Origin of the sequence: Alteromonas sp. Mac1, from assembly GCF_001562125.1 — a bacterium.
In the GTDB taxonomy this organism is placed as follows: Bacteria; Pseudomonadota; Gammaproteobacteria; order Enterobacterales; family Alteromonadaceae; genus Alteromonas; species Alteromonas stellipolaris.
The window spans coordinates 3,837,028-3,851,304 of sequence record NZ_CP013932.1 but is presented as its reverse complement, the minus strand read 5'-3'; the positions used below and the strand labels follow the sequence as shown (position 1 = coordinate 3,851,304).

Annotated in this window: 10 protein-coding genes; all 10 read left to right on the top strand. The window is 43.3% G+C overall.

Features of this window, described 5'->3' with window-relative positions:
- Positions 1 to 132 precede the first annotated feature (132 nt).
- The 10 genes from AV939_RS16385 (at position 133) to AV939_RS16340 (ending at position 14,251) form a co-directional block, all read left to right on the top strand.
- On the top strand, positions 133 to 1,020 hold the full coding sequence (locus AV939_RS16385; protein WP_057789578.1) for a substrate-binding periplasmic protein: 888 nt from the start codon (positions 133 to 135) through the stop codon (positions 1,018 to 1,020).
- Positions 1,021 to 1,204: 184 nt separating this feature from the next.
- Positions 1,205 to 2,992 carry a PQQ-dependent methanol/ethanol family dehydrogenase gene (locus AV939_RS16380; RefSeq protein WP_057789580.1) on the top strand — a complete coding sequence of 596 codons (1,788 nt, stop codon included), beginning with the start codon at positions 1,205 to 1,207 and terminating at the stop codon, positions 2,990 to 2,992.
- A 165-nt stretch (positions 2,993 to 3,157) separates the two neighbouring features.
- Positions 3,158 to 3,658, top strand: a complete 501-nt coding sequence (gene pedF, locus AV939_RS16375) for a cytochrome c-550 PedF (RefSeq protein WP_063456788.1) — start codon at positions 3,158 to 3,160, stop codon at positions 3,656 to 3,658.
- Positions 3,659 to 3,864: 206 nt separating this feature from the next.
- Positions 3,865 to 5,976 (top strand): GGDEF domain-containing protein, encoded by a 2,112-nt coding sequence (locus tag AV939_RS16370; protein WP_082604820.1) that lies wholly within the window; start codon positions 3,865 to 3,867, stop codon positions 5,974 to 5,976.
- A gap of 232 nt (positions 5,977 to 6,208) precedes the next feature.
- Positions 6,209 to 7,957 (top strand): diguanylate cyclase, encoded by a 1,749-nt coding sequence (locus AV939_RS16365; RefSeq protein WP_061997894.1) that lies wholly within the window; start codon positions 6,209 to 6,211, stop codon positions 7,955 to 7,957.
- A gap of 599 nt (positions 7,958 to 8,556) precedes the next feature.
- Positions 8,557 to 9,972: a hypothetical protein gene (locus AV939_RS16360; protein WP_061997893.1), complete on the top strand. Its 1,416-nt coding sequence runs from the start codon at positions 8,557 to 8,559 to the stop codon at positions 9,970 to 9,972.
- Positions 9,973 to 10,132: 160 nt separating this feature from the next.
- Positions 10,133 to 11,440, top strand: coding sequence for an ABC transporter substrate-binding protein (locus tag AV939_RS16355; RefSeq protein WP_057789587.1), 1,308 nt, complete (start codon positions 10,133 to 10,135; stop codon positions 11,438 to 11,440).
- A 68-nt stretch (positions 11,441 to 11,508) separates the two neighbouring features.
- A complete protein-coding gene (locus tag AV939_RS16350) occupies positions 11,509 to 12,381 on the top strand; it encodes a carbohydrate ABC transporter permease (RefSeq protein WP_013782745.1) in 873 nt (290 codons plus the stop codon).
- 3 nt (positions 12,382 to 12,384) lie between these two features.
- Positions 12,385 to 13,209, top strand: a complete 825-nt coding sequence (locus tag AV939_RS16345; RefSeq protein ID WP_057789589.1) for a carbohydrate ABC transporter permease — start codon at positions 12,385 to 12,387, stop codon at positions 13,207 to 13,209.
- Between the two features lie 10 nt (positions 13,210 to 13,219).
- A complete protein-coding gene (locus tag AV939_RS16340; RefSeq protein WP_057789591.1) occupies positions 13,220 to 14,251 on the top strand; it encodes an ABC transporter ATP-binding protein in 1,032 nt (343 codons plus the stop codon).
- The last annotated feature ends 26 nt before the right edge of the window (positions 14,252 to 14,277 follow it).

Here is a 14,277-nt window from a genome sequence, read left to right as displayed (position 1 = left end):
AAAAAGGGTATATGGCATTATTCCCGAATAACATCCTCCTAAAGGAGGAATGCTATGGCGCTAAAGTATCATTCGAGAATACCCAACTGCGCATTAGTATAAAAAGCACCTAGCGTAAACAGAGTTTTCAAAGTGTCAGGTTTTCGAATTACCTTATTTTTTCCTTTAATTTTACTTTGCTGGTGGAGTGCGAACGTCGCCGCTCGGTCTTTTGATGACATTATCGAAAGCAAGTACATCAATATAGCGGTTTACAACGATTACCCTCCTTATTCATATTTAGACGCTGATACCGCTAGGGGAATAGATGTCGATATTGCTAAAGAAATTGCAGCTAAGCTAAACGTGGAACTTATCTTAACTTGGATGACGCCAGGAGAGACAACTGAAGATGATTTCCGCAACTTTTTGTGGAAGGGCCACATCATTCACAAAGTAAAAGCTGATTTGATGATGCGTGCTCCTTACGACCGTTCATTTTCCCAAAAACGAGACGATATAGGCTTGTTGGCCAATGAATTAGTTCATATGTTTGCTCCCTACCACCAAGAAAGCTGGCAGATAATTCACAATACTGAGCAATTGCCAGAGGTAGAGACCATGGCGATGTTTCAATACCACAAGATTGGCGCTGAAATTGACAGTATTCCTCATTTTTACCTCACCTCTGCCTTTGGCGGGAGGTTAAGAGAGAACACAACGCAATATACCAGCAACGAACTCGCCATTGGTGCCATGAAAAAAGGGGATGTTGATGCGGTAATGGGGCTTCGAACACAAATCAGTTATTTGTCCCAATTTGTTGATAACGCAAAATTTCAGCTTGCTAGTAATGCGTTCCCCTTGATAGGGAAGCAGAAGTGGGACTTAGGTATTGCAGTACATAACGACTACCGAACCCTAGCGTATGAAGTTGGTGATGTGATCACCGAGATGGTACAGACCGGAAAAATGGCGCACATTTTTAGTCAGTATCATGCCACTTATGAAATGCCTGCTTACTATGCAGTAGAGCCCTAGTTGCTCAAGCTTTTCCAATTGCTTAAATATTTTGGGCATGCTTCCTGTTAATTCCTCCTACTAAAGGAGGGGACAATTCACTCAGCCGTTCCATAGGCACGACCATTGTGCACCGCTATTCTAATTCTATCGAATAGTCTGCATGTCAGATCCATTCATGGCCAATACGCAATTAGGAAACGTTATGAATAAATCATTACCATTAAAAAGAATTGCCTTAGCTTTATTGGTTTGTGCAGGGGCAATTTCCCCCGCTCAAGCTAACGTGACCGACAAAGATATACAAAATGATCAAGCCACTACTGACGATATCGTATCCTATGGCATGGGGCTACGCGCACAGCGATACAGCCCATTGTCTGCGATTAATAAAGATACCATCGAAGAAATTCGACCAGTCTGGGCATTTTCACTCGGCGGCGAAAAGCAGCGAGGCCAAGAGTCTCAGCCTATGGTGAAAGATGGCGTTATGTATGTCACAGGTTCTTACTCTCGAGTCTGGGCTATTGATGCTATGACTGGCGAAGAACTATGGCAGTACGAAGCCCGTTTGCCCGATGGCATTATGCCTTGTTGTGATGTTATTAATCGTGGCGTTGCCTTGTATGATAACTTGGTTATATTCGGCACACTAGATGCCAAACTGGTAGCCCTTGATAAAGACACGGGCAAAACCGTTTGGAAGAAAAAAGTAGAAGACTATAAAGCCGGTTACTCTATTACTGCTGCGCCTATTATTATTGATGGCATGGTGATCACAGGGAATTCGGGCGGCGAGTTTGGTGTTGTGGGTAAGGTATACGCTTATGACGCTAAGACCGGCAAACAAATTTGGGTTAGACCTACCGTCGAAGGCCACATGGGCTATATGTGGAAGGACGGTAAAAAAACCGAGAATGGTATTTCTGGTGGTGCGCCGGGTGAAACATGGCCAGCTGATTTATGGAAAACAGGCGGAGCGGCAACCTGGCTAGGTGGCACGTACGATGCTGACACCGGGTTGTTGTTCTTTGGCACAGGTAACCCGTCTCCTTGGAATTCTCATCTTCGTCCGGGAGACAATTATTTCTCATCCTCTCGCTTAGCGATTGACCCTAAGACTGGCAAAATTGTGTGGCACTTTCAAACCACGCCTCACGATGGTTGGGACTTCGATGGCGTAAACGAGCTTATCGCGTTTGATTACGAAGAGTCAGGTAAAACGGTGAAAGCCGCTGCAACCGCGGATAGAAACGGCTTCTTTTACGTGTTGAACCGTGAAGATGGTGATTTCATCCGTGGCTTTCCATTTGTAGATAAATTAACGTGGGCTAAAGGGTTAGATGAAAACGGCCGACCACTTTATATTGAAGATGTTCGTCCAGGTAACCCATCATTATCTGATGATGGTAAGAAAGGTGCTCAGGTTGTTGCTCGCCCTGCATTCTTAGGTGGGAAAAACTGGATGCCAATGGCGTATTCACCTGATACTGGTTTGTTTTATGTACCTTCCAATGAATGGGAAATGGATATTTGGAACGAGACCACCTCGTATAAAAAAGGCGCTGCTTACCTAGGAGCTGGCTTTACGATTAAATCAGTTAATGAAGATTTTATTGGTGTGCTTCGTGCCATTGACCCTAAAACGGGCAAAGAAGTGTGGCGCTATAATAACTTTGCGCCACTGTGGGGTGGTGTAATGACCACCGGCGGCGGGTTAGTCTGGACCGGCAACCCGGAAGGCTACTTAATGGCCTTTGACGACAAAACCGGCGAGATGGTTTATAAGTTCCAAACAGGCTCAGGCATTGTAGGTTCGCCTGTAACTTGGGAGATGGAAGGCGAGCAATACGTGTCTGTGTTATCTGGCTGGGGCGGCGCAGTACCTCTATGGGGCGGTGAAGTCGCTAAGCGGGTTAAACACCTTAACCAAGGTGGCACGGTATGGACATTTAAATTGCCCAAACGCTACGAGCAGGTAGCCAAAAACTAATAGTTCATAAATACAATTGAGGCCGGTACTGTCGAAGGTATCGGCTTTTTTTATGTTTGATTTCCCCTTTATCCTCCCAAAGGAGGAGCCTTTCAAAACCAAAGTAGAGTTACCCCAATTATCACATTAAGTATAATTTTTTCATCGGCTTTTGAGGATGTATGAATGATGAAAGTAAAAGTATCTCTATTAATTACAACGCTTTTTCTAGCCTTGACGGCGCACAAGTTAGCTGCACATGGCAACGTGACGCCACAAGGCGCTGACAGCTCTGAAATGCAAAAAATTACCAATGGTGATGAGTCTGAAGATGGCTGGGTTTTTGAAAACCCTTATCGTAATTTAGACCAAGAGACACAAAAAAAAGTGTACGAGTTTGGTGAGTCAGCCTATTCCAATAATTGCGCTGTATGTCATGGTCTGCATGCGCAGTCAGGTGGCATAAATCCCGATTTACGACTGCTTGATCCAGAAAGTATGGAAGACGATGAATGGTACGTGGAGCGCCTTCGTTTTGGTTCATCAAAAGGCATGCCTGCACTAGGAGGTATACCAGAGGGACAATCAGAGCCTATTTTAGATCAAGAGACATTATGGGCCATTAAAACCTATGTAGAAGCACGCAGAATAGTAGCAATTGAAGAAGGCGAGATTGAAGTAGACTAAATATGTTCCCGTTTTGTCGGCCGGGTCGAGAAATCGCCCGGCTTTTTTATAGGCTAATGGCTTCCCAAAAAATGAAGTAGCTAAAGCGCACCCAATTATTAAAATAAATGACTTACGTTATTCAAAATAATTCTGTGCAGTATTAAGCGTTTGCGACTATTATTTTGGTAGTTCATCGGACGAAACTACTTATTTTTAGGCCTTAAATGTACATCCTGCGGTTCCTTCTCTGTTTACTTCTCATCACCAGTTTGCACGTAGATGCCCAACGTGTTGATACCGGTAAGAAAAGCGATATCGATGCGTTAAAAGTATCTATTCGTACTGAACGAGAGTTAGGAAATATTCAGAAAGCAGAGTTGTTAACGCAAAATTTGCAAGGCATTGTTGCTAAGTCTCAGAACCCCGAATTACAGGCTGACCTAGCCACCATTACGGCAGAAAATGAGATCAGCCGAACTCGATACCCACATGCTATCGAATTATTGAAATCAGCAGAGTTAGCATATTCTCGTTCGTCTAACGATCTTGCATTAGCGTATGTGTACACCATGCTTGGGTACGCCTACTACAGCATGTCTGATTATCCGTTGGCCCTCGACTATTACCATCGCGGTGAGCGGATTTACAATGCCTTAGATGATAAAAAAAGCCTAAGCATGGTTGGCAGTTATATGGGCCTAGCATTGGGCGCTATCGGCGATTATGATGGGGCTATTTTGGCATACCAAACCGCGCTTGATCATGCGATTGAACAAGGCAGTGATGCTGAAAAGTCGCAGGTATTTTATAGCTTAGGGGGTCTTAATGCCAAGATGGGAGATCACCGCAGTGCATTAGCGTATTTCTATAGTTCTCTGGAGATAGATACCAAGCGTGGCATGGTGCAGAATATTGCATTCAATAACGCCTTAATTGCTGAATCATTGCTAGCGTTGTCAGATTTTGAAGCTGCTGAATCACATGCTAATGAAGCAATTCGTCTTTTTAATGAAGTTAAATCGACTGAATACGCTGATATGTATAAGTTAACGCTCGCTAAAATACATATCGCTAGAGGTAGTTACGACCAAGCTAACGACGTTATCCAAAATGTATTGCATACTGCCAACGGGCGATTCCCAGCACTGACATTGAATGCTTTAGTCGTTGCTGCGCAGCATGCATTTCTCACTAGTGAACATGAAATTTCCATCGACTATGCTGATCAGGGAATAAAGAAAGCAAAGCAGGCAGAGCGGCTACCAATTGAAGTTCAGTTTCATGAAGCTAAGGTCAATTCGCTAGAAGCTATGAATCGCTTCGATGCGGCTTTTATCGCCCTTAAAGAACTGATGCGAGTCAAAGAAAAGCTCAACAATGAAAATAAGGTGGAAGCGATTGCTAGAGCGCAAGCGCAAACTGAGACTGTACGTAAAGAACTAGAGTTAGACTTGAAGTTAAAAGAGCAGGCACTTGAGCAAGCCGGGCTAAGCGAAAAGTTGCTTTTGAAAAATTTTTTTATTGGGCTCATCCTCATCCTATTTTCTCTTCTTTTTGTATTATACCGGCGCTATACATTGCGCAAAGCGAACGAACGCTTAGAGTGGAAAGTAAGAATTCAAACCCGAGAGCTAAGCGAAAAGAATGAACAGCTCATTCAGTCACTTAAACTAATAGAGTCCGAAAGTATCACTGATACGCTAACCGGATTGAAGAATCGCCGTTATTTACAAAAATTCATTAAAACAGATATTGCATTGTGCGACCGTGAGTTTTCCGACTGGCATCAAGGCAAAAGCCGTAAACCCATTGGTTCAGATTTATTGGTTTTCATCGTTGATATTGATGACTTTAAACAAGTAAATGACAGATTTGGTCACCAAATAGGTGACGAAGTCTTAATCGAGTTTTCTAAGCGATTAGAACATGTTTTCAGGCAGTCTGATTATATTGTTCGGTGGGGCGGTGAAGAGTTTGTTGCGGTAGCAAGGTTTGTTGATCGAAAAAGTGCCATGGTGTTAGCGCAGCGCCTAGTAAAAGCAATTAATGACACAAAATTTGAAATGCACGACAACATGGCCTTACCGATAACTTGCTCGGTAGGTTACGTATGCTATCCACTTATTCCAACTAATGTTGTCTCATGTCATTTGGAAAAACTCCTTGAGATGTCAGACGCGTGTTTATATCTCGCCAAAGCATCGGGCAAAAATACTTGGGTAGGCTTAGAGTCAGTTAATGATGAAGAAGCATTTGCTGAAGATTTCAATAAGTCTTGGTTAGAAACGCTAATTCGACAAAAAAGGGTGACAATAAGACGCGAGCCAGGGAAGTGAATTTAGCATTAATTTTAAGATGAAACGTTACCATATTCGGTACTTTTTATTGCTATTACGCATTCCAATATGTGAAATCAACGTTTGAAAACAAACCTTTAGTGATATACTTTTAATGCAGCAGAAATAGTTGCATTTCACGACGAATGTGATGAATATTGATGCGCCTAAGGTATTAAACGCACCAATATTATTAATTTTGAAGTGTGTGTTGTTTGTATAAGGAACCTACATGGTTAGGCTTTTGCTTGTGCTTTTCGCACTGCTGATTATGGTGCAAAGTACAGCTTGCTACAGCAATGCTTTATTTAATGATAAGGCGTTACAACTCGATTTAACTGGGCATATGGAATTTGCAGTCGCTGACGGTGATACCCTTGTAGGTAGCGAATTATGGGTAGACGATGATAGTGAAATAAACCGCGAAACCCATCAGTATTTGCATTTTCGGGTTACCATCGAAAATGCACTTGATCAGCCTGTTCCCCTTTGGTTTTCTATTACTTTCCCTTCGATTGAGCATTTGTACGTGTCAGATGGCACCCACTCATGGATAACCGGCGACGCGCTGCCATTTTCCAGCCGAGAAGTGCTGGTACCTAATTATCATTTCCCCTTCATACTTCCCGCCAAAGATAAAATACAAATCTATGGTTATATGGAAGGAAAAATACTGCGCTACAACTTCTTTGTTGCCACCCCCGAAAAGGTGAACAAGATGTATGTCGATTCGCTGCAGCGTGATATGACATTTTTTGGCGCCATGTCGATACTCACCATTCTTAGTTTGGTTGTTTTTACTATCACAAGAAAGATGGCTTTTTTGAGTTTTGCCGGTTTTATCTTCGCTACATCATTTTGGTTTTTTAGGGTATTTGGCTACTCCTTTGAAATTTTATGGCCAAATACCCCTCAGTTAAATGACATCACTTATGCCGTAAGTATTTACGCCGTCTTGTTAACGGCAGGATGGACCGTTTTTTCTAGTTTGAAGCGCCCCAACAGGACGGTTTATGGCTTGAGGTTTGCCAGCGCCTGCGGGTTAATTTTGCCTATTATCGGTTTACTTGTATGGCGCTACATGGGGTTAGATGAAGCGCTGCGTTTACCCGTTATTTTGTTGTTTCCTTTCGTAATTTTCGCAAGCTTTGTGATTTACAAAGAACACATGAATGGCTCAGACAGGGCCAAGTGGCTGGCGGTAACGGTTTTCCCTGTAGTATTAAGCACGTTATCACTCGTGGTTATCGCTCTTTTTGAGATCGAGCTTCAATTAGATCCTATCACCATGTTCATGGTTGGCGTATTGGTTACGTGTATGTTCATGGTGATATTAGCGTCTCGGCTTTTCGTGAAAATTGTACAAAAAGAGCGGGATACCGAAAAGGCCAATGCATTATTAAAAAGCGAGCAAGCCTCGAAGCTTGAAGCATTAATTCAAGAGCGTACAAAAGCATTAAGTGCATCAAATGAGATGCTAAGAAAGCTGGCAGCCAACGATGGGTTAACGAACTTACCAAACCGAAGAAGTATCGACTTATTCGTAGACGCCAGCTTTTCATCTGAGGCGGATAGCCATCATCACATTGCAGTGGCGTTGATAGACCTAGATCACTTTAAGAATATTAACGACAGCTTTGGTCATGATGCAGGTGACACTGTTTTGATTGAAATAGCCAATATACTGCAGCCTTTGAATAATAGGGCATGCATGGCGGGTAGATTTGGTGGTGAAGAGTTTGCCATTATTCAACAAAACGTGAGTGAACAAGATTTTAGCGATACGCTTAATGATATTCATAAGCAAATCAATGCACTTAGCCTTGCGCAACTCAACGGCTTAAAAATCGGCGCTTGTATAGGTTGGACAATATGTAAAGACGCTGCCGATATTGTCTATGCATTTAGACGTGCAGATAAAGCCTTATACAAAGCAAAAGATGCGGGACGCAATAGGATCATTGCAGCAGTTCCAGATTGATTTGAGTAGTTACCCGCTAGGCTTCAATTCGTTGCTATCCCTTTTTTCCTTGTCTAAAACCCTTCACAAAACTCGCCATAAACCCGGAATAGAACGTAGTTGAGTCTCAAACTAGCATGGTGACGCTCTCACCCACTGTTCAACGCATAACTGTATGCGTCTAAAATCCCCTTCGAAAATTGCCTTATATTGCGACCAGCAAATTAATATTCTTTTTGGTTTATTGCTATCGTTGTTATCTTTTGCTCTTTGTTTTGCCGCCCCGCGTTTCACTTGAAACAACAATTTTTGACTGTTTTCTAATTTGACTTAATTGTTAGCGTTTACATTGATTGTAAATGTAATCTTGATGTTACTTAGTTATTGTATTGAATTTAAAGTATTTATTTCATCTTGAAATATAAATGAAAACTATTTGTTAAAAAAGTTGTTGACGTTAAATTTTAAAAATGGTCATATGCTCCAATCTTGAGCATGTGACCGTTTGAGTTCATCCCAAAGGTTTTTGCTCATAGCGAACAGAGAATATGCACAGACAAGAGTCTGACGAAAATTCCAATCACTTTATAAAACTGAACATAGAAACTTGAGGGTTCACCATGTTAGAAAATAATCAGCTTCAACAAGCGACTTCTCGACCTAATTCTAAAATTGCAGGGTTAAGCGTACTGGCATCGGCAATTTTGGCTGCCATGGCGCCATCACTTGTAGGGGCTCAGGAATTAAGCGAATCTAAGCCAATGTATGTGCCGCCGAGTGAACCTAATGAGTTTCTAGATGGCCGTGTTCAAGTTAATTTTCTAGCCATGCAGAACTATCAGGCTATTCAAGCGAAAGACGGTGCGTTTCGCCCAGAGGATGAGACTCAGTCAGATGGTTTTGGTCGTTTGCGCGTAAACTTGATGTTCAAGTTTAAAATTACTGACAACATCACAGCCGATATTGATATTGCTGAAGAGCCAAATGATTTTGGTAATAATGGCGACAGAGACTTCTCGTTCCACCAAGACTTCGCCGGCATAGAGTTTGATATGTTTGGCCTTACTGGTTATGAAAAAGAGAATTCAAGCCTTATCTTGCGAGTAGGTAATATTGGCGCATCTCCTTTCCAGTTTAAAGGATTCCAAGATGGCGCTGACAACCAAGGTAATGCGTTAATTGGTAATGGTATCAACGACTACGCTACAGCTGAGAACGGTATTCAACTAAGCTACACCGAAACCTTCGATAGCGGCATTCTTCGTTCCTACAATGTGGCGGGTCACATGACTACGTCTAGCTTCGGCGAAGCGTTCCAAGAAGACCGAGGCTACAACTATCGATTGCAAGGTACCCTTGAATTTAAAGGTGGATTCAAAGCCGGCTTGAATATGTTTCAAGCTAATCAAGGCGACCAGCTAGTATTCACAGATGGTGTAGCAAGCCTTGATGGCGTAACCACCACCAACTATCGTTTCGGCGATGGTGAGAACTATAATTTTTCAGCCTCTGCATCTAGTGAGCGTGATACCCATGTTGGTGCACTGCCAGGCTTGAACCAGTCAATTATGCAATTGAACTTAGCTTACCAACCGTCTGATCAAACGAGTGTTATTGTAATGTTGGGTAAAGCGTCTGACGACTACACCTTTGCCGATTCCGATGGAAACGCGGTAGCGGGTATTACTTACTTTGGTACAGATGGCGTGTTAGACCCAGCGGGTACAACCTTTGATTCAAATCAAGTGATTGAAGGCGATTCATCGGTGCAGTATTGGGCGCTAGAAGCACAACAGTACATTCTTCCTGAGAAGCTTTACGTAGCAGCACGTTACGCGGAATCTGAAAATACCTCAGACCTAATTGAACAAACTGATAACGATGTAACGCGTTTACAAGTATCTGCAGGTTACTGGATTAACGATAGAACATTGTGGAAAGTGGAATACGTTAACCAAGAAGAAGGTGCCAACTCTGGTGGCCAGATTGGTACAGGCTTCGACGGTATAACATCAGAAATATCAGTGAAGTTTTAATTCAATAAACGTTCTGCAGCCTCAGCGTTTTAATCTGAAACGCTGACGCTTTCAAACCAACCAAAACATTAAGTAATGAAACGAGTGTGACTTTTATCCCCATCGAAAATGAAGGGGAGGGGTAAGTCATACCCTTCAAAACCTAAAGGGGAACAACCCGATGTTGAAAAAACTATCATTAATGCTTGCTGGTGCAATGACGATGAGTGCAGCAGTGAATGCAGAAACCATTACTATTGCAACGGTAAATAATGGCGACATGATTGCCATGAAAGAACTTAGTAGTGACTTTGAAGCGAAGAACCCAGGTATCGACCTTAAGTGGGTAACGCTGGAAGAAAACATTCTACGCCAACGTGTAACTACCGATGTTGCCACCGGCGGTGGTCAGTACGATGTGATGACGATTGGTACTTATGAAGTGCCAATTTGGGGTAACCAAGGTTGGCTAGAAGAGCTTGATGGGCTTGGCGCTGATTACGATGTAGAAGATTTATTACCTGCAATTCGAAGCGGTCTATCAGTAGATAATAAGCTATATGCAGCTCCGTTTTACGGTGAAAGCTCGATGGTGATGTATCGCACAGACTTAATGGCGAAAGCGGGTCTTGAAATGCCTAAAGCACCTACGTGGAAGTTTATCCGCGAAGCTGCCAAAGCAATGACAGACAAAGACGCAGGCGTTTACGGTATTTGTCTTCGTGGTAAAGCGGGGTGGGGTGAAAACATTGCTTTGTTGACCTCTATGTCTAACTCGTTTGGCGCGCGCTGGTTTGATGAAAACTGGAAACCTCAGTTCGACTCAAAAGCATGGAAAGACACGCTAGAATACTATGTTGATGTAATGGACAAGTATGGCCCTCCAGGTTCATCAGCGAACGGCTTTAATGAAAACCTTGCGCTGTTCCAAACCGGTAAATGCGGTATTTGGATTGATGCAACGGTTGCAGGCGGTTTTGTAACAAACGAAAAAGATTCTGAAGTTGCTGACAAAGTAGGCTTCGCACTAGCGCCAGATAACGGCCTAGGTAAGCGTGGTAACTGGTTGTGGGCATGGACATTAGCTATTCCTTCAAGCAGCAAAAAGAGTGATGCGGCGATGAAGTTCATCAGCTGGGCTACCTCAAAAGAATACTCTGCATTAGTGGCTGAAAAGAAAGGTTGGGCAAATGTACCTCCAGGTACACGAGCTTCGCTTTACGAAAACCCTGAGTACATGAACGCCGCGCCATTTGCACAAATTACCCTTGATTCTATCAACTCAGCAGATCCTAAAAATCCAACGGTAGAGCCTGTGCCTTACGTGGGTGTCCAGTTTGTTGCGATTCCTGAGTTCCAAGGGATAGGAACCGCAGTAGGTCAGCAGTTTAGTGCAGCGTTAACGGGCCGTATGACGGTAGACCAAGCACTGCAAAGCTCACAGCGATTAGTTGAAAGAGCCATGCGCAAAGCGCGTTACCCAAAATAATAAAATATTAACCACGGGTAGGTGCAAGGTGCACTTACCCACTTTTTTCACTTGTAAGGGGCTTAGCAATGGCGACTACCCAATCTCGTACCTTAGCCAAAATGATGCTGTTTCCTTCGGTCACCTTGCTGTTAGCTTGGATGATTGTTCCGCTTTGCATGACGTTATATTTCTCGTTTTTAGATTATAACTTGCTCATGCCTGGCGATAATGAATACATAGGCTTTTTGAACTACGAGTTTTTTCTTACCGATCCCGCGTTTATAGAGTCATTTTTTAATACCTTATTGCTAGTGGGCGGTGTGCTGTTTATCACAATCTGCGGCGGTATTGGTTTAGCCATATTGCTCGACCAAGCCATATGGGGCAGAAACTATGTTCGCATCATGGTATTGGCACCATTTTTTGTTATGCCGACAGTTTCCGCATTAGTGTGGAAAAATATGTTCATGAACCCAGTAAATGGGCTATTTGCTCACCTTGCTGAGTTCTTTGGTGCAACCCCAATCGATTTCTTTGCAGAAATTCCGTTGCTGTCCATCATCATTATAGTGTCTTGGCAGTGGCTACCTTTTGCAGCGCTAATTCTACTTACCGCTATTCAATCGCTAGATAGAGAGCAATTAGAAGCTGCTGACTTAGATGGTGCGGGCCCGTTCAGTAAGTTTATTTATATTGTATTGCCGCATTTATCACGTGCAGTTACCGCAGTAATACTTATTGAAACCATCTTCCTACTGTCTATTTTTGCTGAAATTCTAGTTACTACGAGTGGTGGCCCAGGTTACTCCTCTACTAACATCACGTACTTAATTTATACCCAATCGCTACTTCAGTTTGATGTGGGCGGTGGTTCAGCTGGTGGAATAGTGGCAGTTATTATTGCCAACATTGTTGCCATCTTCTTAATGCGCCTTATTGGCAAGAATTTGGAGGGCTAAACAATGAACAGCAGCAATAAATCAAAAGTCATTTACACCCTATTAGCATGGACCATCAGTGGGATGATCTTCTTCCCTATTCTTTGGACCATGATCACCAGCTTTAAAACGGAATCGGAAGCTATCTCGGCCACTCCAAGTTTATTCATGTTTGAGTGGACGCTAGAGAACTACAAAGATGTGTTAGCACGCTCACCTTATTTCGATCACTTTATGAACTCTGTGATCATCTCATTAGGGGCAAGTTTGCTTGGGCTGCTTATTGCTATTCCGGCTGCATGGTCGATGGCATTTGTGCAAACTAAGCGGACTAAGAACCTATTGATGTGGATGCTATCTACCAAAATGTTGCCACCAGTTGGGGTGCTAATCCCTATTTATCTATTGTTCCGCGATTTCGGTTTGCTAGATACCCGCTTAGGTTTGGTGATTGTAATGACACTAATTAACTTACCTATCATGGTGTGGATGCTATACACCTATTTCAGAGAAATTCCTCATGAAATTCTTGAAGCGGCGCGTATGGATGGCGCGGGCATTAAAGAAGAAATCTTTCATGTGCTACTGCCAATCGCCTTACCCGGTATTGCGTCGACCTTGCTGCTAAACGTTATTTTGGCGTGGAATGAAGCCTTTTGGACGCTCATTCTTACCGCTGCCAATGCAGCACCGTTAACTGCGTTTATTGCCAGTTATTCAAGCCCAGAAGGCTTATTTTACGCGAAATTATCAGCCGCCTCTGTGATGGCTGTGGTGCCAATCCTTATTCTTGGTTGGTTCAGTCAAAAACAATTAGTGCGCGGATTAAGTTTCGGCGCGGTTAAGTAGGAGTATTCCAATGGGAAGCATTACTTTAAAACAAGTGACAAAAAGCTTTGGCGATGTAAATGTTATTAAGCCGCTAGATTTACATATTCGCGACGGTGAGTTCATTGTATTTGTTGGGCCATCGGGCTGCGGTAAATCTACCTTACTTCGTATGATTGCAGGGCTTGAAGATACTACTAGCGGCAACATAGATATTGATGGTGAAGATGCCACGAATATGCCGCCAGCTAAACGTGGCTTGGCGATGGTATTTCAGTCTTACGCGTTGTACCCGCATATGTCTGTGCGCAGTAATATTGCGTTTCCGCTTAAGCGCGCAAAAGTAGCGCCTGCTGTGATTGACGAAAAAATCGAAAAAGCCGCAAAAATGCTGAACCTTACCGATTATCTTGACCGCAAGCCTGGTCAGTTATCTGGTGGGCAGCGTCAGCGTGTAGCGATTGGCCGTGCTATTGTGCGCCAACCTTCGGCATTTTTGTTCGACGAACCCTTATCTAACCTTGATGCCTCGCTTCGGGTTAACATGCGTTTGGAAATTTCAGAGCTTCACAAAAGCTTAGATACCACCATGATCTACGTGACGCACGATCAGGTGGAAGCCATGACTATGGCCGATCGTATTGCGGTATTTAATGGCGGTATTATCGAGCAAGTAGGCACGCCGCTGGAGCTTTACCAAAAACCAGTTAACCGCTTTGTAGCAGGGTTTATTGGGTCGCCAAAAATGAATTTCATTGATGTGATGCCTAAAGCAGGTGACGACACTCACACCATTGGGGTGCGTCCAGAGCACCTTAAAATTACCCAAGAGCGAGGGTTATGGACTGGTAAAGTAGGCGTAGTAGAGCACTTAGGCTCTGAAACCTTTTTGCACGTACATGTAGAAGGCGCTGGCACACTTACGGTTAAAGCGGACGGTGATTGCCCGGTTAGCTACGGCGATGTGGTTAATCTCACTGCGGCGCAAAGCAAAATTATGCATTTTGATAAAGCAGGCGTGACGATTGCTTCACTTTCTTGGGGTGACGCAATCGTTGCATAATCATTACCGGTTTACTGGCGAGTTAC